Annotated in this window: 22 protein-coding genes; 8 read left to right on the forward strand and 14 right to left on the reverse strand. The window is 46.4% G+C overall.

Going from position 1 to position 22,400, the window contains the following annotated elements; genetic code table 11:
* The 3 genes from ACKWCC_RS17805 to ACKWCC_RS17815 form a co-directional block, all read left to right on the forward strand.
* Positions 1-406: BfmA/BtgA family mobilization protein (locus ACKWCC_RS17805; RefSeq protein ID WP_413997324.1), on the forward strand; the 406-nt coding region annotated here is incomplete at its 5' end.
* 1 nt (position 407) lies between these two features.
* On the forward strand, positions 408-1,436 hold the full coding sequence (mobB, locus tag ACKWCC_RS17810) for a MobB family relaxase (RefSeq protein WP_413997325.1): 1,029 nt from the start codon (positions 408-410) through the stop codon (positions 1,434-1,436).
* A gap of 169 nt (positions 1,437-1,605) precedes the next feature.
* The gene (locus ACKWCC_RS17815; protein ID WP_413997363.1) at positions 1,606-3,009 is read left to right on the forward strand and encodes a type IV secretory system conjugative DNA transfer family protein; all 1,404 of its coding nucleotides are present in this window, start codon (positions 1,606-1,608) and stop codon (positions 3,007-3,009) included.
* On the opposite strand, the gene ACKWCC_RS17820 is transcribed toward ACKWCC_RS17815, so the two are convergent.
* The 8 genes from ACKWCC_RS17820 to ACKWCC_RS17855 form a co-directional block, all read right to left on the reverse strand.
* Positions 2,999-3,583: a DUF4138 domain-containing protein gene (locus ACKWCC_RS17820; RefSeq protein WP_413997326.1), complete on the reverse strand. Its 585-nt coding sequence runs from the start codon at positions 3,581-3,583 to the stop codon at positions 2,999-3,001. The genes ACKWCC_RS17815 and ACKWCC_RS17820 overlap by 11 nt on opposite strands.
* Before the next feature lie 200 nt (positions 3,584-3,783).
* Positions 3,784-4,689, reverse strand: coding sequence for a conjugative transposon protein TraM (traM, locus tag ACKWCC_RS17825; protein WP_413997327.1), 906 nt, complete (start codon positions 4,687-4,689; stop codon positions 3,784-3,786).
* Entirely contained in the window at positions 4,676-5,332 is a 657-nt protein-coding gene (locus tag ACKWCC_RS17830) for a conjugal transfer protein TraK (protein WP_413997328.1), read from the reverse strand. The genes traM and ACKWCC_RS17830 overlap by 14 nt, the downstream gene beginning before the upstream one ends.
* The gene (locus tag ACKWCC_RS17835) at positions 5,329-6,165 is read right to left on the reverse strand and encodes a hypothetical protein (RefSeq protein WP_413997329.1); all 837 of its coding nucleotides are present in this window, start codon (positions 6,163-6,165) and stop codon (positions 5,329-5,331) included. The genes ACKWCC_RS17830 and ACKWCC_RS17835 overlap by 4 nt, the downstream gene beginning before the upstream one ends.
* An 8-nt stretch (positions 6,166-6,173) precedes the next feature.
* Entirely contained in the window at positions 6,174-6,749 is a 576-nt protein-coding gene (locus tag ACKWCC_RS17840) for a conjugal transfer protein (protein ID WP_413997330.1), read from the reverse strand.
* The gene (locus ACKWCC_RS17845; protein WP_413997331.1) at positions 6,746-9,160 is read right to left on the reverse strand and encodes a TraG family conjugative transposon ATPase; all 2,415 of its coding nucleotides are present in this window, start codon (positions 9,158-9,160) and stop codon (positions 6,746-6,748) included. The genes ACKWCC_RS17840 and ACKWCC_RS17845 overlap by 4 nt, the downstream gene beginning before the upstream one ends.
* Positions 9,147-9,431 (reverse strand): hypothetical protein, encoded by a 285-nt coding sequence (locus tag ACKWCC_RS17850; protein ID WP_413997332.1) that lies wholly within the window; start codon positions 9,429-9,431, stop codon positions 9,147-9,149. Before ACKWCC_RS17850 ends, ACKWCC_RS17845 begins: the two co-directional genes overlap by 14 nt.
* Positions 9,431-9,709, reverse strand: coding sequence for a hypothetical protein (locus tag ACKWCC_RS17855; RefSeq protein ID WP_413997333.1), 279 nt, complete (start codon positions 9,707-9,709; stop codon positions 9,431-9,433). The genes ACKWCC_RS17850 and ACKWCC_RS17855 overlap by 1 nt, the downstream gene beginning before the upstream one ends.
* Positions 9,710-10,272: 563 nt before the next feature.
* Here ACKWCC_RS17855 and ACKWCC_RS17860 point away from each other — a divergent pair.
* Entirely contained in the window at positions 10,273-10,491 is a 219-nt protein-coding gene (locus ACKWCC_RS17860) for a hypothetical protein (protein ID WP_413997334.1), read from the forward strand.
* Positions 10,492-10,537: 46 nt separating this feature from the next.
* Entirely contained in the window at positions 10,538-11,578 is a 1,041-nt protein-coding gene (locus ACKWCC_RS17865) for an IS5 family transposase (protein ID WP_413997335.1), read from the forward strand.
* 147 nt (positions 11,579-11,725) lie between these two features.
* Here the strand turns inward: ACKWCC_RS17865 and ACKWCC_RS17870 are convergent, their stop codons facing one another.
* Positions 11,726-12,520: an IS982 family transposase gene (locus tag ACKWCC_RS17870; RefSeq protein ID WP_413997336.1), complete on the reverse strand. Its 795-nt coding sequence runs from the start codon at positions 12,518-12,520 to the stop codon at positions 11,726-11,728.
* Positions 12,521-12,671: 151 nt separating this feature from the next.
* On the opposite strand from ACKWCC_RS17870, the gene ACKWCC_RS17875 reads away from it, so the two are divergent.
* A complete protein-coding gene (locus ACKWCC_RS17875; protein ID WP_413997364.1) occupies positions 12,672-13,844 on the forward strand; it encodes an IS4 family transposase in 1,173 nt (390 codons plus the stop codon).
* Positions 13,845-13,935: 91 nt separating this feature from the next.
* On the forward strand, positions 13,936-14,376 hold the full coding sequence (gene tnpA / locus ACKWCC_RS17880; RefSeq protein WP_413997365.1) for an IS200/IS605 family transposase: 441 nt from the start codon (positions 13,936-13,938) through the stop codon (positions 14,374-14,376).
* 251 nt (positions 14,377-14,627) lie between these two features.
* Here tnpA and ACKWCC_RS17885 read toward each other — a convergent pair whose 3' ends face one another.
* The 3 genes from ACKWCC_RS17885 to ACKWCC_RS17895 are packed head-to-tail and all read right to left on the reverse strand — an operon-like array spanning position 14,628 to position 16,355.
* The gene (locus ACKWCC_RS17885; RefSeq protein ID WP_413997337.1) at positions 14,628-15,293 is read right to left on the reverse strand and encodes an SDR family NAD(P)-dependent oxidoreductase; all 666 of its coding nucleotides are present in this window, start codon (positions 15,291-15,293) and stop codon (positions 14,628-14,630) included.
* A gap of 52 nt (positions 15,294-15,345) precedes the next feature.
* On the reverse strand, positions 15,346-15,987 hold the full coding sequence (locus ACKWCC_RS17890; protein WP_413997338.1) for an NADPH-dependent F420 reductase: 642 nt from the start codon (positions 15,985-15,987) through the stop codon (positions 15,346-15,348).
* Between the two features lie 59 nt (positions 15,988-16,046).
* On the reverse strand, positions 16,047-16,355 hold the full coding sequence (locus tag ACKWCC_RS17895) for an alcohol dehydrogenase catalytic domain-containing protein (RefSeq protein ID WP_413997339.1): 309 nt from the start codon (positions 16,353-16,355) through the stop codon (positions 16,047-16,049).
* Between the two features lie 271 nt (positions 16,356-16,626).
* On the opposite strand from ACKWCC_RS17895, the gene ACKWCC_RS17900 reads away from it, so the two are divergent.
* On the forward strand, positions 16,627-19,281 hold the full coding sequence (locus ACKWCC_RS17900; protein ID WP_413997340.1) for a sigma-54-dependent Fis family transcriptional regulator: 2,655 nt from the start codon (positions 16,627-16,629) through the stop codon (positions 19,279-19,281).
* A 7-nt stretch (positions 19,282-19,288) separates the two neighbouring features.
* Here the strand turns inward: ACKWCC_RS17900 and ACKWCC_RS17905 are convergent, their stop codons facing one another.
* Together ACKWCC_RS17905 and ACKWCC_RS17910 are read right to left on the reverse strand one after the other, a co-directional pair.
* Positions 19,289-20,950 carry an NAD(P)/FAD-dependent oxidoreductase gene (locus ACKWCC_RS17905; RefSeq protein ID WP_413997341.1) on the reverse strand — a complete coding sequence of 554 codons (1,662 nt, stop codon included), beginning with the start codon at positions 20,948-20,950 and terminating at the stop codon, positions 19,289-19,291.
* Positions 20,947-22,350 carry a sensor histidine kinase gene (locus tag ACKWCC_RS17910; protein ID WP_413997342.1) on the reverse strand — a complete coding sequence of 468 codons (1,404 nt, stop codon included), beginning with the start codon at positions 22,348-22,350 and terminating at the stop codon, positions 20,947-20,949. The genes ACKWCC_RS17905 and ACKWCC_RS17910 overlap by 4 nt, the downstream gene beginning before the upstream one ends.
* Positions 22,351-22,400: the final 50 nt, after the last annotated feature.

The following is a 22,400-nucleotide window of genomic DNA, read 5'->3' on the forward strand; positions in this document are numbered from 1 at the left end:
TGATCCAATTATGGACAAATGCTATAAAAACGAGGGCTTTTCCAACTTGAAGATAAAACAATCGGTGGCCAAGAAATTCAAGGGTTTCGCCAGGAGGTTCAAAGCATCGCACAGCATGACCCTGGAAGAGATGATTCATTTCTTTGAGCGCCATCAGTTGCTTCCCGATGATGAAGTGCCGAACCATTTGCTGCATACCGAGAGGCGGCTGTTGAAACGCATCAATGCGGTGATCGCCATTATGAAGGATATGGAAAAGACCCAGACCAAGCCCACGGTGGGGATGTTGGAAGCACTTTTTATGGCCGAGGGCAAAGAGGATGAAACCCCACTCTTTGTCGAAAAAAAGCAACACCAAAGAAGCTTGGAAGAAGAGCTGAAGCTTTGGAAGAAAAAAGAAGATTGATATGTACATCACCATCACCCCACAACAGACCGAGGGAAATTATTCCCAAAGTGCAGGCGATTATGTTGCCTATCTTGAAAAAGAGAATGAAAGGGCGGAAGCAATGGAGCAGGAGCATTTTTTCAATCAGTATGAGGACGAGATATCGGGTGCCGAGGTGACCAAGGAAATCGATGGCAATACGGCAAAGTTATCCAAGAAGGAACCTAAGTTCTACGCCATCACCATCAGCCCCAGTAAGGCTGAACTGAAAGCCCTCACCAACCCTGGGGCCGACCTCAAAGACTATGTGCGGCAGGTGATGGTCACCTATGTCGAGAGCTTCAACCGGGAAATAAAAGGTAGGAAGGTGACCATTGATGATATAAAGTATTTCGCGAAGATGGAACACAAAAGATACTTTAAGGGAACCGATAGGGAGGTACGGCAGAATCAAAAAATAGCCGGAAAGATTTTGGAATTGCAGCACGAACTCCGGGCAGCAAACAAAAATGGAATGGAAAAACAGTGTAAACAACTCAGCAAGCAAATCGATGACTTGGAGGCACTGGCCCCAAATAAATTGGACGGCCAACGCATTAAGAACGGTATGGAAAAACCGGGGCTTCAGACCCACATCCACATCATTGTGAGCCGAAAGGATGCCAGTAATTCGGTGAGTCTTTCCCCAGGCAGCAAATACAAGGCATCCGACGTGGAATTTCAAGGAAAAATGGTGAAACGCGGATTTGACCGTGATCGTTTTTTTGAACGGGCCGAACAGCTGTTCGATAAAAAGTTTGATTTTGATAGGAGCTTTGTGGAGCGCTACGGTTCCCGGAAGCTGCTCAAAACAAATCGCACCATGTATTTCAAGGCAATTTTGGGGCTTCCCCAAAATGAAAGGGCATTGGCCATAAAAATGCTGGCAAAATCAGGGGCAAGGGTGCCACACATTCCCATTACCGGCGCGCAATTGGCATTGAAGGCCATTAGAACGATGAAGAAAGGTCTAAACGTGGCCGTACGTTCATCTTCGATAGGGGTTTGATATGGAAAACGAGCTGTTTTGTTTGATAGGTGCACTTATGGTATATGCGGTTCTTATACCGGCAATCCATAGATGGTTACCTTACGGAACTTGGATAAGTCTTGCCCTGCTTTGCTTATGGTCCATTGGCCAATTCGTGATTCAGGGCAGCGGCTGGACAGATTTCCTGATGTGGTACTTTGGTCCTGCCCTGGTCCTTAATCTGTTGGGCTTTTTGTTCTTGGATAGACAGGAACCGGTAAAGGGTGATGTGTTCAATGCCCGCTTGCCCTATGCCGGTGGGGTGCTGAGACTGGACAATATTAGGCGAGGGGTCTCCATTATCGGGGCGGCCGGAAGTGGCAAAACAGAGAGTGTCATAGCTCAGTTACTTAAACATTTTTTTGAAAACGATTTTTCGGGGGTCATCCATGACTATAAGGATTTTGAGCTCACCGAGATTGTTTACCCCCTAGTGAACCCAATGACCACCGACTTTTATTGTGTTTCATTTGAACCCATTCACAGTAGGGTGAACCCCATAGCCCCGAGGTACCTTCCCTCCGCCGAGGCCATCAATGAAGTGGTGCGTGTCTTGCTTTCCAACCTGCTTGAGCAAAGGGAGGAAGTACATACCGGTAGCGGAAAGTTCTTCAGCGATGCCGTGGAGGGCCTGTTGGCAGGGTTGATATGGAGGCTCAAAACGGACTATGCGGATATATGTACCCTGCCGCACCTCATAGCCCTTTACCAACAGCTGGACACCAAGAGCTTATTGAAGTTCGTTTCGGGCAGTCCCATCTCGAAGGCGATGGCGAACGCATTTATACAGGGGGCGGAAAGCGAGCGACAAACGGCCGGTGTGCTCAGTACGCTTTCCAATGCGCTCAAGAAATTGTCCACCTTGCGCATCTTCTATGTGCTTTCAGCCGATGATGTCCCTTTGGACATCAACCAACAGGAGCGGCCCACAGTGCTCTCCATTGTCAATAACCCAAAATATGAAGCTGCCTATGCCCCGGTCATCGCCACCATTATGCATACGGTCATCAAGCAAATGACGGTGCGTCATTCGGCACCCTCGTTCGTACTGATGGAGGAGGCGCCCACCATCCGTCTTACCAATATGCACCGCATTCCGGCGACGCTGCGCAGTTTCGATATCGCTACCATCTATGTGATGCAGGACAAGATTCAAAATGATATGATGTATGGAGACAAGGCGAGCAAGGCCATCCTGAGCAATCTTTCCTATCAATTCTTTGGAAAGGTGAACGATCCGGATACGGCCAAGTACTATGAACGATTTTTTGAGATCGTAAAGAAGCCCACCCGAAGTGTCAATCGAAGCCATACCATCAATTTTGACACCCGCGAAACAACGGGGGAAAAAGAGGTCTCAAAAGTCCGTGCCGATGTATTCTTTCGCTTGCAACCGGGTGAGTTCATTTCGTTTGCTGATGGCAAGGAAAAGCGACTTCGATTCAAACGGCCCAATTTGGTCAAGAAAAAACCTGCCAAAGCCGAAAATGTGGATTTGGAGCGGCATTTTGCAAGAATACACGCCGAAGTCCAGGCGATTTTCAGAAGATAAGGTTCCTGCTTCCGTTTTGTTCCTGAAGGCTGATTTTCAGTGTGTGGTGTTCCCCCAGGGTAAACTTTGGATACACCACCACAAAGCGGATGGTGTTGCCCTGACCCACCATTTTGGGCATTCGGAAAGAGTGCAAGGGCTGGATCGGAGTTTCTTGATGTGATGCCTTTCGCCTTGATTTTTTGAGCACCCTCAACAACTGCAACCGATCGATTTGGTAGGGGACGCTGGATGCATTTTTTATCTCATAGACCACATACACTTCCGCGTTATGGTAGATACTGTGGGTCATCCTAAGCCTAATGTTGCCCACATTTTTGATATGATGGAACTGTTTGGTGTTACGCACCAACTGCTCACAAAGGGTATCATATCTTTCCAGCTGCGGGATTGGTTTGGGAGCAATCCCTTTTTTTGTCATAGGTTGGGGATTGATGCTGTTCAAGGGGGAAATGAAATGATGGAACTGGGTTAGGCTGTCCCGATACGCAAGGACCCAGGAATAGATGGCACCGTCTTCGGTGACCACCAACAGGTTGCTCTCAACATCTTTTTTTGCCTGTAACAAGGCCAACGGTTCCGGGTTTTTCCGATTGTGGGTGAATACATAGGAACTAGAGCCTGTAATCCCTTTTTGGACCGGGCTATCGAAGAGCAGTGATACTACTTGGTGTTCGTTAGCAAAAAGGGTGTCGGCCCGTGATGTTTGGCCCATGGCCATAGCACATTGACATAAACTAAGGAGGTAGATGATTTTCTTCATTTTGATAAGGATTATTTAGGGAGTAAGAACAATTGATGACCGTCCAATACGGTAACCTTTACGCTTCTACTGCTTCGTTGAAAAACACGCCTTAAACCATTGATCTGGGGCAGGCCCGGAACGTTCACATCCTGAACCACGCCGTCCAGCACTTCTTGGGTGGCTTCTGACCGGAATGAATTTTCCACATAAATTCCCGTGAGGCCATCGGATTGGTCCATAGCCTCCAATACTACGGGATGATGGTTGATATGAACAACGGATATGAATACCCGATTTGGCCCAAAATTGACCCTTCCCCATACCGAGGTGTTTCTTGGAATTTCGTGGCCATTGAGAATTACCTTTTGTACTAATTGGAGCTGTATGCGACTATTCTTTTTTAGGACTTGGTCGCCCAATACGCGCACGTGTATCCTTGATTTCTCTGTGGTCTTAAAATTTGGAGCGGTGGAGAAGAACTGTTGGTGATCTAAACCGATTTCTTGGGAATTCCGCGAAATCAGTTTCTCTACCTCTTTTCCATCAACTTGGTCTTCTGTGGATGGGGTATTCTGCGGAGTTGCGACATTTGATCCGGATGGTGCGCCCCTGAAGTTGGGCAGGGCATAGATACTGTCTATAATGCGATGTTTCTCAAACTGCATATAGTCCGGATTGAAGTACCCCTTATCATCGATCATATGCTCATCGTACAAAGAAGGTGGCGTCCTTTCCTGTTCGTTTTTGATGGCATCCAAGGCCGCTTTCTTGCTCTCAAAATTTTCTTCTGCATCCTCCCATTTCGGAAGGTCTGGTTGGGTCAGTTCAGGGAGCTCTTCCTCAGCATTATAAACAGCGTAACTATAGCTGATCAAATAGATGAGGACGAGCAAGAGCACAACGGAAAACAGGACTTTCTTTTTATCGAGTTGCATCGTTTTGCTTTTTTAGGGATTTCTCAAAGAATTCAGTGATCAATAAGCCGTGTGGATTGTTTGGGAAGTGTCGTTCCACGGGCGTTAAGATGCCCGTGGTCTCAAGCTCGTACCGGTCGGTAACGGAGCCACGTTTTACCACAAACTGGACGCTGCACGAAAAGGGAATGCTATTGCGCGTTATCTCCAGTTGGGTTTCCACCGAGACCACCTCCTGAATGAGGGAAAACTGCAAAAGACGGTTATAGGTGCCATCCGTTTTCTTTTGTTGATAGAGGTTGTCCACCGAAGCATCGCCCCACCAAAGCGCTTTGTCCAAATGGGCTTCAAAAGTAGAGGCATCCATACCATAGAAAAGTTGATGGAACCGCTCTAAATGGGCCATGGCCTCAATCTCCAAATGTTGACTTTCATTGGCCCAGACCAGGGGGACAACCTCGCCGTTTGAGTCTATGGCAAAGACATTTTCCAAACTTTCCTTATGGATTTTGTAGACCATCCATCCTGAGAAGCTACTGCTGGCAAAAGCCATCAACACAACGCTCCAAACAATGAGGCGGTTCACCCGGAAAAGAGAATGAATATTATTATAGGAGAAAGAAGCGTTTTTTCTCCCTTTGGAAAATAGAATGGACATTTTCATGAGCTGAACAATCTTAGCGTGAAACTTGTTGCCTTACGGTACAATTTGAATTTCAAGAAAACAATAAAGCCAATGGAACCCAGTTCCACCACAGGGGCGAAGATGCGGTTGCCCATGTCACCACCAAACAACGTGGGCCAGAAAGACTCATTGATTTCGGTATATAGATTATTGACAAAGACGTTGACCAAGAAAAAGGCGGGCACCAACAGATAGACCCCGGCATAGAGCTTGAAGAATCCATAGGCCAGACCCCGAAATTTCTCAAAGACGGCCAAGCAGATGACCAAAGGGAAAAAGGCTTGCAGTATGCCCAATAGAAAATACCGTTCCGCTAAAAAAAGCGGGTAGATAAATAGATCGATGAGCCATAGAAACAAGCTGATGATAAAGGCAAATATTCTAAATCCAAAGAGCGGTGTCACCAAAGCCTCGTACAAAAGTGCCATTGCTTTTTTAGCGGCGTCCAAGGCACCAAGTTCCTCCTCAATGGGAATGTCCTGAAGCTGCAAGGGGAGGAGGGCCGGGGCCGTGTCCCGGTACTGGCTTTCTATGGCCACCAGTATGGCGTCAAAATAGCTGAGTGCCTGATCTGAGAATATGACCAGCAGCACCACCAATAGGTTTTTTGCGAGTTCCGTGGGCGTCAGCCCCCAAGTGGTTCCCTCCGTATTGGCCATTCCTTCGGTATATTTTTTAAGGATATTGACCAAAAAAAAGAGCACCGCCAAGATTTTGATACCGACCATCGTGTACTGTGAGAAATCACTGTTTTTTATGACCTGAAAAACGGTATCCACATATTCCAGACCTATGCCCAACGTAATGTTCATGTTTGGCATCAGTACTGAATTTCACGGTTATTGATGCGGTCCTGCATTCTCCTAAAGGATATTATATCTTGATATCGAGCTGTTTTCTTGGTGATCTCGGCAACCATCTCTTGTGAGGCCATTTCCTTTTCCTTCAAAATTGCCGTGCGTTCCGCATCGGACATTTTTAATAGATCACTGGTCAATATCACATTGATAAAGTCCAGATCGTCCAGGGCAGTGGTCATGATCAATTCAAAGGAGGTCGATACCTGCCTGATTTCCTCAGGGCGGATATAGGGAGAATTTAAGATGTCCCTCAAGTCTCCCTGTACCGTACGGAACAGGGTTTCGTGGTTCTTGGCCATTTCCCGCATAGCCTTGAGTTCGCGCAAGACGTCGTTGACCTTGACGATGTTATCCTTTTGTTCCTTTAGGAACCTGACCGTTTTGAGAAGTTCTACCGTTTGTTTCGAGGATTCGACCAAGGATTTGGCCATACTCAAAAAGTTGGTGTTGTCATAGACGGGCAGCCCTTGGGCAGCCATTGGTTCGCTCCATAGCAAAAGTGTGATCAGTCCAAGACCTGAGCATAGTGTTTTCATTGATGTTGTTTTTGGGTTCTTATAAAGTGATGTATGGCCACTTCCATATTGCCATACCGTTCAAACAGAAGTTGTAACTGGGTGGACGCCGCGCCATCGGTAAGATAGGCCGCATGCACTTCTGGTGGTACTTCCAGCCGAAAGACGTTGCTCTCATTGCCAATTTTTAGAAATAGCTCTGTATATTTTCGGTGGCCCGTTAAGTCGTTGCGCATGCTGTGCAGCTGGTTCAGGTCGTGGTCAGAGAGGTGAAGACGTTCTTTGAGATCTGTATAGCCCTTTTCATTGTGCAAACTATAAATGACCTGGGTGTTTTCAAGGATGCTTGCCGCCGTTCCGTTTATGGGCAGTTGGTTAATGCTCTGTAGCACAATGCCAATGGCGCCATTGTGCTTTCTAATGGCCTGATAATAGTATTCCACGCTTTCCAAGACATTCGGGAACTTCAATTGTTTGGCAAATTCGTCGAACAGGATGATGCCCCTTTCGGCACGATTTTTCCAAATGCTCCGCTGAATGGCAGTTTTTATGAGCTTCAACATCACGGATAGCAGTTCTTTGTTCTCCTTCACTTCATCAAGTTCAAAAATCAAAAGGCGCTTGTCTTCCAAGCGGTATGTCTGATCTTCGCCCTTGGCAAACAAAAAGCTGTACAGACCGTCCGCTACGTATTCGGAGAGTAGGTGCAGCATGCTCTCAATGGAGAGGTAGGCAGCGGGAATGTGCAATTGTTGCAGCAGGGTATCCCTATTGGACTTCAAATACTCATAGAAGGTGGGAAGGGAATGCGCTGTCTTCACTTCCAAGTAAAACTGTCTCAGCAGCTTTTTCAGGGCCACTGAGGCGCGTTTATCTGCTATGTCGTTGCTTGCCATCAGTTCAAAAAGAAACACGGCCAAGTCCTCCAAATGTTCCGCATCCACCACTTCTGGCTCAGTAACATAAAAGGGATTTATGCCTAGGGATGTTCCGTTCTCATAGCGCATCACGGCAAATTGGCCTGGATAGAGCCTGGCCAGTTTGGTGTATGAGCCGCCCAAGTCTATGATGACCAGGCGAACGCCCTGTTCATAGTATTGGCGCAGGATGTTGTTGGCCAAAAAGGACTTGCCTTCCCCGGTGGGGGCAAAAATGGCAAAGTTCCTCGCCTTGATTCGTTTCTTGTCATCGTCCCAGACATCTTTTACTACGGGTGTGTTGAACAGCCGATCTTGAAATAAAATACCGGATGCGTCACTTTTATAGGTCGTGCTGTTGAGCCAAAGACATAGCGCGTGTTTAAGGTCGGCCACGTAGAGATCGCTGTTTGCCAGCAGTGTGGCATAGCAAGGATGGCTGTTGATGAAAAATTTCTTGCGCTGTTCTCCGCGTGGATAGTAGGGAAGGATGTCCAGTTCCTTGAATTCCGACTTGATCTTGGAGGTGATAGCGGACAGTTCACTTTTGTTCTTGCTCCAATAGAGGACATTCAAGTGGGCGCGGATTATGCGTGACTGTTCATCCTCTTGTATCTCATTCTGAATGGCCTTTACCTTTTTGAGCACCATCTGGTTTTGAGTGCCAAAGCCTGCGCTCTTTTGTAGTTCGGCAATTCGTTGTTCCAAAATCTTTGGCCATTTTTGTCGGCCATCCAGATATAGGATTTGGTTTACAATATGGTTCTCGTGCAGTCCCAGACCGAGCCCATCAATGAAACCCTGGTGGAAGGAAAAGGCATCTGAGGTAAACTGCGTATTGGGAATACTACTGCAAACGGACTCTCCCAAACAGCCTTCGTTATTTACGGCAAGCACATCAAAGTGGTGCTCCCCTATTTCGAGATCGGAGGGATTTAGAAGGATATCCGTATCCATATGCTCATTAAAACCGTTAAAATAGGACTTGGTATAGTGCCGGAACTGTGCTCCGTCCAGAGGGGCCAAAGCAATGCCCTTGGTATTGTTAAGGTAGTTGGCGGCATCTTGTACCTGTTGCACAAAATGTTTTAGATTGGCTTCCAGCTGACTTGGAATTCCGGCGGCCACTTTTTTGAAGGGGTTGACGAAAGTGGGATTGTTCAGTGCTTTGTTTTTGCTATGGACAAAGAAGATATAGGAGGTATGGGCCATGCAGCCGCGCTGATGAAAATGGTCTCGGGTGGCCTTTTCCAAGAAGGAGGCCTGCGGCAGGTGGGAAGCGTCAAAGTACTTTTTCAGGTAAACGTCCTGTTTGTGCACCACCGTACCCAGGGGAAGGTTTTTCAACGTTTGAAACCAAAGGGAGTGCAGCCGCTCAAAGTCCGATTCGGATAGGGAGTGCACTTCGGGCAGTTCCAGACGGTAGCCCAGGACAAGGTTCCCGTTGCTGGCAAAGACCACCTGGTCCTGAATGGTCAAAATGGGATGGTGGGATGCGAGGTCAATCGATGTCATGGGGCCAATGGGAGATTTGTTTGTTGCTAATGGAGGTGGGAAAGACCTTTGGTGAAAGAAACCGTTCCGGGTGTGCGCTTAATTGGCCCAGTACCAAAAAGAGGCCAATGTTCCAAAGTATGGCCCCTATCAAAACCTTGATGCCAAAGGAAAAAATGAGGACCAACAGGGAGCCAATTACGGAAACCAGTTGCAGGGCGAACAAGGAAAGCGGCAGCCCGAAGAGCATCGCTTTTTTCCGGATGTTTCTATGGATCTTGTACTCCTTCATTACACGACAATGGTAATGAGGTAGGTGAAGATGCCCACCACCGCCCCCGCAATGAGCACAAAGACCAGGATGCGGGTAATGCCCTTTTTAAGATCGGCATTTTCGCCAAAGAAATGACCGGCATTGAACAGAAACCCGATGAGGAAAATGATTCCCAGAACAATGGGAAAGATGGTTCTAATGGTCTGCGAGACCTCATTGACCGATTCCTCAATACCGCCAACTTGGGCGATAAGGGAATAGTGGGACAAGAACAAAAAGGAAAGTACTGCTGTCATTTTTTTCATAAGGCACTTGGATTTAGTCGTTTTTCAGATGTGAAAAGTACACTGCTTCCCAAGCGGGCCAACTGTCAACAGGTCATTTGTTCATAACCCGTTTTTTGATGTAAAATGATGTTGTTTATTGATAATTGAGGACAACCATAATTAGCATCTCAAGGGATGGAGCTGATAAAAGAATCGGATACGGTGATGATTGAGTGCTGTTTTGGAGAATGTTCCATTGGTGAAGCGGTTGGGACTGTCTATTTTCTGAGTGCTCTGGACGATGTGACCTTGACGCCCAGTCAGAGAAATGATAGTTCTAATCCCCCGAAACTTCTTTTTTGCCTTCCGGGAGCCGCCCGCCTTTGGGATGGTTAAGCTTGGACAGCGCAATCGGGTGCCCTAGAGTTAAAACGGCGCAATGGCCGTAAGGTGACACCTATGGCCAAAAGAAAGTGGGATTTTTCAAAAAAAAGCGGGCCGGGCACCGGAAGGAAGGCCTAGGAACGGCGAAGATTATCTTTGGCGGGTGGAAATAAGATGGAAACTGCGCCGCTGCAAAAGCAGTGGTGAGGTTGGATGACACACCGGAGACCTACAGGTTCAACCTGTCCTTCGTCAACACAGAGGCCGTTTATCCCTTGATGGATTTCGCCAGGGAGACCGTGGAGGAATGCGAAAATCTAAGATTGATACTCTCCTTGAACGAGGGAATGAACGAGTTCATCGAGCACTCCTATTATTACCTAACTCTAGTTTCCTATTATAATACAAGACCGTTGCACGGTAAATAGTTGAAAATTGATTTTTAGGGATGTATGATAATGCTTAAATTTAAGTATGAAAATACATAGCACACCGACCCTTGCCGATAGTGTGTGCGACCTACGGACAATAAAGATAAAACGGCAGTTCTTCACACAGATCAATGAACTGCTGGACTGGAAGAGTATCAGTGCCACGATCGACACCCATTACCAAAAAGGCAAGAGTGCCACGGGCACCCCCAGCTATGATGGCCTGTTATTGTTCAAGATGTGCCTGTTGCAGACGTGGTACGGATTGAGCGACTACGAGGTCGAGGACAGGGTCAACGACAGTAGCTCGTTCAGCTATTTCTGTGGGCTGCACATCGACCAGATAGCACCTGACCACAGTACGGTGAGCCGTTTTCGCACCGCGATGACCAAGGCAAATGCCTACGAGGTTTTGTTCAAGCAGATCAACAACCAGCTTGAAGCGCACCAGATCATAGTCAAAAAAGGCGCTATCATAGATGCCTGCGTTGTCGATACCCCGTTAAGGCCAAAAGGAAAGACCGAACATAAGGTAACCAGGGACAGGGAAGATCTAGAAGAAGTAACCCTCACCAAGGACTTTGCGGAGAGTGTGGACAAAGAGGCCTCATGGCTAAAGAAAGCGGGCAAGTACCGTTACGGTTACAAAAAGCACCATGTCACCGATGAACAAGGCCTGGTACTGGGGGTTCATACCACCAGGGCAAGTGCCAATGAAATCGCCAATCTGGAGGAGGTGCTTGACAAGGCGGACCTGCCGCAGAGCATCCCGTTGAAAGCGGACAAGGGCTACCAATCACAGAACAACAGGGAAATACTGGCCAAACGAAAGCTGAAGGACCATATCCTGAAAAAAGCAAAGAAGAACAGGCCCCTGACGCATTGGGAAAAGAAGTTCAACAAACTGGTGGGCAGGACACGCTTCAAGGTCGAGCGCACTTTCAGGGGGATAAAACGATGGTTCAATGGTGGTACGGCCAGGTACAGGGGCATGGCAAAAATGCATACCCAGAACATTATGGAGGCCATGTGCTACAATTTATATCGAAGTCCGGGGATAATTGCGTCCAATTGTGAAAAATAAGGGGAAAATGCCCCTTGGAACAGCCATTTCATAGCTATTTAAGCTAAAATTCACGTGAAAACCCGAAAAAACCATAATCCCAAGATTATACCAGAATATCACAGACTTATGCAACGGTCTTAATACTGTTTTTTCAAACTGGAATGCCTAGACGAACAGGATCATTTTGATGATGAATCCGTCCGCCGTTACGGCATTTATGTGCCTTGGCATCAGGGCGCAAATCTGGCTTATGGAGGTCTCTATCCTTTTTCTCATGTGTTCCTTGATGAATGCCACGGCCGGGATGTCCTTTCCTTTGGAGTTGGATTTCCTGCTGATCGCCAGGTCCACCTGTTCGGCCTCCCTGAACATATCCTCGATCTCATAGTTGGTGTATCCGCTGTCCCCGAACAACGAACTCTCGGGCGGTAGGTCATCGTGCATCCTTTTGAGGATCTGCGAGTCGTGCTCGGCGCCCTGGACGAGGTACATCCCCACCGGGATGCCGTCGGCGGTGGTCACCAACTGTATCTTGACCCCGTGGAAATGCTCTCGCTTCGAGGTGTTGTGGCCCCTGTACTTCTCGTCCCTGAAGAGCCTACAACTGCTTATGCGTATATTGTGGCAGGCCTTCACGGGAAAGGAGTCGATGATGTATTCCATCTCGAAGCACATATGCTTGAATATCCGGCCTATGCGCAAAAGGATGAACATCAAGGTCTGCTTGAGCTTGTGCAGGCGTTTGGTGAAACCGCTTTTTTTTAGCACGTGGCCGAAGATATGGCTGTCCATATAGTTTAGCGACATGGTCTGGTTGCCGCGGAAATAGAGCGCTGACACCACTGCCGTGGTGATTACCTGGCCATCGGTGAACTTCCTGTTGGTGTGTTCGATATGGTTCATTTCTTTCAATAGGTCGTCGACCAAACAATAAATTGCAATAACTTTGTCCTGGAGCATCTTGGGTTGTTTTTTATAGTTCGCACCCACTACTGTCCGGTTAAGGACCAGTTAATACTCCGTCAAGCTCCGTAAATATTGGGTTTGACGCACGTTCTTTGATTTTTTGATTTGAAAACAGTTGCATCTTAGCGTCCAAAAGCCGCTTTCGATTAACAATGGACGCACCGTTTTCTCCCAGCTTATGTCGTTTTTGCCCGTTTACGAACTCAAAAAGTGCATCACGCGCTACAAGGGCGACCACCGTGTACGCACGTTCACCTGTCGCGAACATTTTTATGTGATGTGCTTCGCGCAGCTCACGGCCCGCGAGAGCCTGCGCGATATCGAGTCCTGCCTGACGGCCCTTTCGGGCAAGCTCTACCACAGCGGTATCAAGCGGCCCGTGTCACGCTCCACCCTCGCCGATGCCAACGAAAGGCGGGACTGGCGGATCTATGCCGATTTCGCCCAGGTGCTCATCGGGCAGGCCAGGGAACTCTACCGCGGGGACAACGGGTTCCTCAAGGAGATCGACCAAACGGCCTACGCGCTGGACAGCACTGCCATCGACCTGTGCCTTAACCTTTTCCCGTGGGCAAGGTTGCTCAAGAACAAGGGCGCGGTCAAGATGCACACGCTGCTGGACCTTGAAGGTTCCATACCCGTGTTCATTGACTTTACCGACGGGCTCGTCCATGATGTCAACATCCTGGACCGGATCGTCATCGAGCCCGGGGCCTTCTACGTTATGGACATGGCCTATACCGATTTCGAACGATTGTTCCGCATACACAGGGAAAGTGGATGTTTCCTGGTCAGGGCCAAGTCCAATATGGCCTGCCGTAGGGTGTACAGCAGGGCGGTCGACAAGGCGACCGGACTGAAATACGACCAGACGGTCGCCCTTACGGGCCACCACTCCAAACAGAAGTACCCGGAACACCTGCGCAGGATAAAGTTCCACGACGTGGAGACGGGAAAGACCTTCGTCTTCCTGACCAACAACTTCGGGCTGGATGCGCTGGACATAGCAAAAATGTACAAAGAACGTTGGGCGATAGAACTGTTCTTCAAATGGATAAAACAGCACCTGCGAATAAAATCGTTTTATGGGTACAGCCTCAACGCCGTATCCTGTCAGATATGGATCGTGATCTGCACCTATCTGTTGGTGGCCATCGTCGGGAAAAGGCTGGGGAACGGGACTGGCCTCCACACTTTATTACAGGTATTCAACCTGACCGTATTCGAGAAAACGCCTCTAAATGAACTGTTTACAAACAAAAATTACACAAACATGGAAACACCTAACAGTTACCAATTGATTCTGTTCGACTTATAACCGGACAGTAGTGGGATGTTTTAATTTCTCTTGGAAATCCACCTGCTTTGCAGGTGGTTATGTTCTTAATGGCTATGCCTATATTTGGGATATCGGTAAATATAGGAAATTGAGCCACGTTGTTTACAAGTGCGACTATCATATTGTTTGGGTTCCGAAATATCGTTTGCGCATACTCAAAGGTGATGTCAAGAAACTTTTGGACAGTGATATCCGGATGCTGTGTGAATGGAAAGGCTGTAATGTCGAGGAACTGAATGTTCAGGAAGACCATATCCATCTTTTGGTTTCGGTGCCCCCAAAAGTTTCGATTTCGAAGTTGATGGGCATTTTGAAGGGAAAGTTGGCCATAAAGCTTTTCAAGAGTTATCCAGGATTGAAGAAAAAGCCATACTGGGGCAATCATTTTTGGGCTAGGGGTTATTTTGTGAGCACTGCAGGTCTGGACGAGGATATGATCAAAAGATATGTCAAGCACCAAGAAAAGGAAGAACGTAGGGTTGAGGACCAACAACAGCGGTTCGACTTTTGACATTGCCGCCCCCTATGGGGGTTGCCTAAAAGCCACCTTCTAAGAAGGTGTGATTTTTACTCTCTTAAAAACCATATGAAGGGGCTTAATTGGACTTTCCATTGCTCTACTTGCCAAGGCTTTTGTAGAACCATAATTACTCAATCTTTGTAGCGATTAACCTTGATTAATTGGTAGATTATACTATCAAAATGAATTTTAGGAGCCTATTTTGAGTAATCATATGCAACCATTTCATTTCCTTTTATCCGTTATTTTTCTTGATATATGGTTTCGACAGTCCAATCATCCTGCTTGGTATGGAACAGCTTCCAATAGGCCTTGGCGATGTTATCGGGATCGTAGAACGACCCTTTTTTCACAAAACCCATAATGGTCAGAGTGCCTACCTGTACTTTTTCTGAATTTATTTCCTGTGCCAGTACCTTGGTCAAGGTCAGCAAAGCGGCCTTTCCTAGACTTAAAGAGGCGTATTCATAGTCGGGATAATGCGCGAGTCCACCCCCGGTAAACAATACTTTACCGCCCCCGTTATGAATCATATTCGGCAACGCTATTTTGGCGATCCTCAGGGCACCCAGCACATTGATGTCAAAGTCTTTATGGAATTCATCCATACCGTAATCCAACACCTTGCCCGCCGATGCCCTAAAGGCATTGTACAGAACCATCTTTGGCGCGCCATGCTTTACTACGGCTAAATTGATCTGATGCTCCATCATTTTAAAATTGCCGCTATCGGCTTCAAAAACCGAATTACGAATGCCTAGCGTGTTTAGGGCTGCGGCGTATTGAATCAGCTTCTCCGTTGAGCGGGCAATCAATGAAACCACGTAGCCTTCCCTACCGAATTTCTTGGCGACCGACATACCGATTCCTGGACCGGCACCGATGATAATGATGTGTTTGCTTTTCATAGTTGGTATATCATCTTAACGTTTCATTTTTCTTCGTTTGAACTGTTGTGTTCTAGCGGTATAATTTTTTCACCACATCTTTGAGTTTGGCTTGAGGAAGTTCAGTACCATACAATTTTTCGTTTGGCTGCATCGCTTTGGTTGCAGCCAAATCGCCGATATGTACGCCATCGAAACCTATGTCGTTCAGAAGCGTTTTAAAAACTTCGATTGACCGACCATCAGAGCCCGCAAACGGTATGGCAAGACGTTCCTTATCCGTTTCGGGAAAGGCCCTTTCGGTAAGCGTCACATACGAAATTGAGTTAAAGGCCTTCAATACCGAGGCTTTGGTAAAATAGCTTGCTGTCCATTCGCTTTCGAGCAGCCTCTTTTCGGTCATTTCTTTTCCAAATGCAGCACCGTCCCGTTGTGGATAGTAATTGTTGGCATCGATAAGTATTTTTCCAGCAAGGGTTCCAATTTTTTCCCGCGTCGCAGGAACTTTGCCAAAAGGTATCGCCAGCAGTATAAGTTCACCACATTCAGCCGCTTCCTCAATGTTGGCGGCAGATGCATTTTGACCTGCCGCTTTGACCAGATGTTTCAACTGTTCCGGGTGTCGCGAACTGAACATGACTTGATGTCCGGCCTTTGCAAAATGCTTTCCCAGATTCCCTCCGATATTACCGGCTCCTATGATTCCAATTTTCATACTTTTGTTTTTAAATGTTATTGCCCCATAAACGGCGACAAGTCCCCGAGATATTCACGTCATTTACTGATTTTTCCGTTTACCACTTCCTGATAAGCCCCGTGCCCCATGTAGGCCACGACCCGGTCCCCATTTTTGAATTTACTGGATGTTGATTCCTTTACCACACCGGCCATTTCAAAACCGGGACTAAAGGGCAACGGTGGCGGGTTTTGATGGGTGCCCATCACCTGCATCAAATCGGCCGGGTTTACACCAATGGCTTTGTTCTGTATTCTTACCGAATTTTTATTGAGTTGCTTCGTTGGTTGCTCTTGCAGTTTAAACTCACCTAAACTTCCCGCTTTAAGTACATTCCATACCTTCATGTTGCATTATTTTTTTGATTGTTGCCGACCTTGTTACTTCAATTTTCTCAATTGAATTTTAGATAAACATTTTTTATATCTTAATGCTAATTACCATAAGTATGCCATTAACACTTTTTAATAATTAAATTGTATAAATAATTGAAAATCAATTGGTTATTTTTAGTTAATGTAAAGTAATTAAGATTTGACTGGTGAGAAATAATTTCAAAAAGTCCAATAATTTGGGTTTTTTGTGATTTTTTATCAGTACTTTGTCCAAAAAAAATTAGTGTCCAGTAAAAAAAATAACGGTTCATCATACGACAAGGAACTATTGCGAATAAGTACCGCCCTATTGGCCAACGACAATAGCAAAGGACTCTTACGAACCCTCTATGACATCATACATGACATTTTCCCCTTCGATTCGGCCGGACTTTTCGTGATAGACTACGATAAGGATGTGTTTTATGAAATTTTGGAAGAAGGTATTCTGACCCAAAGCGATTTGCAGGACACCTTGACTGCCAAAGATCTTTTGGGGCCTTTTGGGTATTCGGGCAACCACCCGGATACTTGGTTCTACGCCAATGGCTCAACCATCTGTAGTGTAGCCTGCCAGTCGAAAATCTATCGGAACCCACAATGGAAATTGATGAAGAAGTATGGCCTAAAGGAAATGATTGTTGGTCCTTTGATGGTCAACGATCATAAAATCGGTTTTTTCTGTTTCAACAGCACCAAGAAAGGTTTTTATAAGGAGGAAGATTTCGATTTATTCGAAGCCATCGGGAGCCAATTGGCGCTGGCCGTAAATAATATTCGCGCTAATGAAATGATGCTGGTTCAAAAACGGAATGTAGAGAATTTGTTGACCATTAGCGAGTCCATCGTAACGGTCGATAGTGCCAACGAACTCATTTCGGAAGTGCTCGCCAAGGTGAAAACGGTATTTCCCTATGATGATGCCGGCCTATTCGTTTACGATCTAAAGAACCAACTTGAAAAGGACCTCGTAGTCGATTACGGTAGAATTACGGCTCCTGCAGATCGAATAGCGGCCGGTGGCGTGGTAGGGTGGATGCCCCTAAATGAAGCCAGTCTCTATTTTGCAGAGAAGGGCCCCCTTCGTTCAAAGGTATCGGAACTGTTTAAACGGTTCAAGCACCCCCATTTTGAATTTCTGACTCAAGAAGGCTTTCAGGAAATTATCGGAGGGCCGCTCAAGAATGGTAATAATTTGATAGGCATGCTGTGTTTTTGGAGCAAAAACAAACGTGGCTACGACGACAAACAGCTGTCGTTCTTTAAACTGATTTCTGATCAAATCGGGGTGGCATTGGGTAATGTGCTGGCCAAAGAGGAATTGATCGTACGCCAAAAACGCATTGAGGACTTGTTGAAAATCAGTACGGCGGCATCGAACATTCAATCTCGGCGTGAATTGCTGAAGGTGATTTTTGAGACTATTAAACCCCTATTTCCCTTTGATTCTGCGGGCCTTTTTTTAATCGATGCTGAAAATGACGCACATAACGAAATTTTAGATGATGTTGAGATTTTAGGAAGTCATGATGATTCACAAGTGTCACTCATCAATACGCACCTATTGGGTACTTTCAAGCATGAAGGCAGCGCAGTCGATTATTTGTCACGGCCTGACGGTCCGCATTTATTCAATCTACAAGCTGATGGAAAAAAATGGCCACATCCGCAAATTGATGTAATGCTTGAGTATGGTCTGCGTCAAGTCATTGGTATTGGCCTACGTTCTGGCAGTGAAACCTTTGGTATGCTGTGTTTTAATTCCAAAAAAGAGGATTTCTATTCGGAAAGGGATTTTTCGTTTTTCAAGGCCATATCGGAGCAGGTGGCTTTAGCCGTGAAAAATGTGCTGGCGAAGGAAGAAATTACCAGATTGAACCAAGAACTGAAACAAGAACGCGACTACCTTATTGATGAGGTCAAGGCCGAGCACAACTTTGAAGAAATTATTGGCAATAGCCCTTTACTGCGAGAGGTTTTCAAAAGTATCGAAATGGTCGCCCATACCGATGCTACCGTTTTGATAGAAGGGGAAACCGGTACAGGCAAGGAACTCATTGCCCGAGCCATTCATAACCGCTCTGACCGGAAAAGGAAACCCATGGTAAAGGTCAACTGTGCCACTTTGCCCAAAGAGCTGATCGAATCGGAACTCTTCGGTCACGAAAAAGGAAGTTTTACCGGTGCTTTTGAACGCAGGATCGGGAAGTTTGAACTGGCCAACAAGAGTACCTTGTTTTTGGATGAGATAGGGGAGATGCCAGTGGAACTGCAGGCCAAGTTGCTACGGGCCATACAGGAAAAGGAAATTGAACGTTTGGGTGGTAAAGAGACTATCTACGTTGATGTTCGCATCGTTGCGGCTACCAACAGGAATCTAAAAGAAGAAGCTGAAAAGGGTGATTTTAGGCAAGACCTATATTATCGCCTTAATGTCTTCCCGATTCAAATGCCTGCTCTTAGGGAGCGTAGGGATGACATACCCTTATTGGCCACGTATTTCGCGCAAAAGTATGCTGCCAAATTCCATACCTACTTTAAAGGTATCAAGGAAAAAGCCATGCAAGAATTGTTAGCGTATGACTGGCCAGGGAACATTCGGGAACTGGAAAACCTAGTGGAGCAGGCCTGTATTTTACATCAGGGAAGGGCCTTGTCCTGGGCTAGGGAACTGGTTCCTAGCAAATCAAGTAAAGGTGCCTCAAAACAAAAAAGGTCTACCCAGCAGTTCGATATTGCGGCCATCAAGGAAGCACAACTGGAACAAGAACGTGAAACCCTTCTAGAAGTGCTCAAACAAACCAATTGGCGCATTAGGGGACCAAAAGGGGCGGCAAAAATACTGAACATGAAGGCCACCACATTGGAATATCGGATGGTGAAGTTGGGGTTGAAATGATTGACCTTTAATTCTCACTCAAATATTTATGCACCAAACTAATGGAAATGGCACCTTCACCTACTGCTGATGCGACTCGGTTCATAGCCCCGTTGCGCACATCACCGGCCGCAAAAACACCTGCAACACTGGTTTCCAAGAGATAGGGTGGTTGGTCTTTTTTCCAAAACTGCTTAGATAGTTTATGGTCCGTTATGGCGCGGCCCGTCAGCAGAAATCCTTTATCATCTTTTATAAAATTGTCGCCTGTCCATTCGGTATAGGGTTTAGCGCCAATAAAAATAAAGATGGCCCGAGCATCCTTTTCCTCTTCGGTCTCTGTTTGGTTGTTGCGCAGCACCACGTACTGTAATTTTTTATCGCCTTTGGCCTCGATGATTTCGGTGAAAGGTATCAGCTCAATGTTCTCGGTATTGTTGATTTGGTCTATCAAGTACGAGCTCATCGTAGCTGCAAGCGATTCGCTTCGTATTACAATGTTGACTTTCTTGGCAAATTTTGAAAGGTACATGGCCCCTTGACCGGCACTATTGCCACCACCTACGATATAAACGTTGCCATCTTTACAGGTATGGGCCTCCGTAGTGGCGGCACCGTAATAGACACCGGCACCGGAAAGCTTTTCCATACCGGTATTGGTCAGTTTACGGTAGTCCACACCCGTTGCAATCACTACCGATTTGCTCTTAACTTCATTGCCATCGGATAGTTTGATGATTTTATAGGAATCCTTCACTTCGATACCTTTTACGCCCATGGGCGATAGGAATTCAATACCGAATCGTGTGGCTTGGGTAATGGCGCGTCTTGCCAGATCGGAACCGCTCAATCCGTTCGGGAACCCCAAATAATTCTCGATACGCGAGCTGGTGCCCGCTTGTCCGCCAGGTGCTTTTCTATCGATAAGCAAGGTTTTCAGTCCTTCACTACCTCCATAGACTGCGGCAGCCAGTCCTGCAGGACCCGCACCTACGATAATCACATCGTACAACTCCTCCTTGGCCTTCACGTTTAAGCCCAGTTTTTTGGCGACGGCCGTAATTTCCGGATTTTTCAATACATCGCCGTTTTCAAAAAATACGGCGGGCAAATCTTTATCGGTCAGTTCATTGCTTTCTACCAATTCCTTGGCCGTTGTTTCATTTTCTACGTTCAAAAACTGATAGGGAAACATATTGCCTGCCAGAAAATCTTTGATATAATGGATTTTTGGCGAAAAGGGATAGCCCACGATACGTAGACCTGTAAAAGGTGGCGTGTAGTTTGCCAACCAATCTTGCAGCACATCATCAATGATAGGATATAGTTTTTCTTCTGGCGGATTCCAAGGTTTCAACAAATAGTAATCCAATTGCACCTCGTTAATCGCCTTGATGGCGGCATCGGTATCGGAATAAGCCGTAAGCAATATCCGTTTTGCCTGCGGAAAGGAAACCATTGCCTGTTCCAAAAAATCGACGCCCCGCATGTCGGGCATCCGTTGGTCGGAAAGGAACAAGGACACTTCTTCGCCTTTGTTTTTTAAGGAAACGACCGCTTCCAAGGCTTCATTAGCAGAAGTCGTTGCCATAATACGGTAATCGTCACGGTAGTGCGCCCTAAGGTCATTACGTATCGCCGCGAGTACTTGTGGGTCATCATCGACCGTTAGTATAATCGGTTTTTTCATTTCTCTATGACCTTCTTTTGTTCGTTAATGGGCAAGCATACCTCGAATAGGGTCTCGCCCGGTTTTGAGGTCGCTTTTAGGCTTCCATTATGTTGTTTGATGATTTTTCGTGCAATATCCAGTCCCAGTCCCGTTCCTTTTCCTACTTCCTTGGTGGTAAAAAAGGGTTCGAAGATACGGGTCAGGTGTTCTTCCGAAATCCCATGGCCGTTGTCCTGAATCCACGTGTAGACAAAGTTGCCCTTGGCTTTGGTAGTAATCGAAATTTCACCGTTCTTTTCGGGCAAGGCATCGATGGCGTTATCCAACAGGTTGGTCCAAACTTGGTTGAGTTCACCGGGCATTCCTTTTATCTTGGGCAAATTTTCTTGAAATCTTATTACCAAGCGATGTCCTCTTTTTTCGATTTTATGGTTGAGGATGTTCAAGGTGCTTTGGATGCCCTCGTGAATGTCCAGCGATTGAAAGTCCGGACTTTGGTCCATATAGGAATAGGTTTTTACGGATTGCACCAAGGTTTCGATTCGTTTAGATGCTTCCTTGATATCCGCTACCGTTTTTTCGGTCGTCATATTTTGAACGATCCATTTTAGGACCGGATTGAAATCCTCTTCCCGCAGCAATGATTTCACCAAATTGAGGTCATCGGTAGTAAATTGGTATTCCACCAATAGGGGAATCAAATCGTATTTATCATCGAGCTGACAATCCTCGAACCAATCCAATAGCTCATCTTCCAAGCTGTTTTCTTCCAAAAGGGAAAGTTGTGCTGGTTTTTCGGCTAATTTTTTGAACATAAAATCGTTGATACCATCAATAACAGCATCATCGGCCTTGATCTTAATGACCTTTTTAAATTGTTCCGGCAGGCCCATCAAGTGTTTTTGCAACAGGTCTGCGCTACGCACCATGGCCGAAGCGGGATTGTTCAGCTCGTGTGCCAGTCCTGCGGACAATTTTCCCAAGGCGATAAGCTTTTCGTTCTGCACTTCGGTTTGGGTAATGTTTCGGATGCGGTTGTTCATTTCGTGAACCAACACTTCGGTGAGTTCGTAATGGTTGTGAATCATATCCTTGAGCTTCGCTCTGCTCAATTGGCCCACCGTGGATGGCTTAATGGCCACGGCGTAACCTGAAGCGGTCTTGGCACGGGAAAAAGGCAATAATCCCGACACATCCCATTTCTTCAGGCGCGCGAATGTTTTTCGGGTGTTGTTTTGAAGTAGGTAAATCTCGAATTCCCCTTCGAAAATGATAAATAGGTTATCGATGGGTCTGCCCTTTTCAAATAGGAAATCCCCTTCGGCCTGTTCGAATAGTTCTAAATTATCATTGAGCCATTGGAGCTGTGCAACCGGCACATTTTTAAATTGTGGGAATTCTTTGAGTTTATCGGTCATATTGCTTCATATACTATTTGTGAAAACCTGATCATCGCCTGTTCATAATG

This window comes from Maribacter aquimarinus, from assembly GCF_047345505.1.
Classification (GTDB): Bacteria; Bacteroidota; Bacteroidia; order Flavobacteriales; family Flavobacteriaceae; genus Maribacter.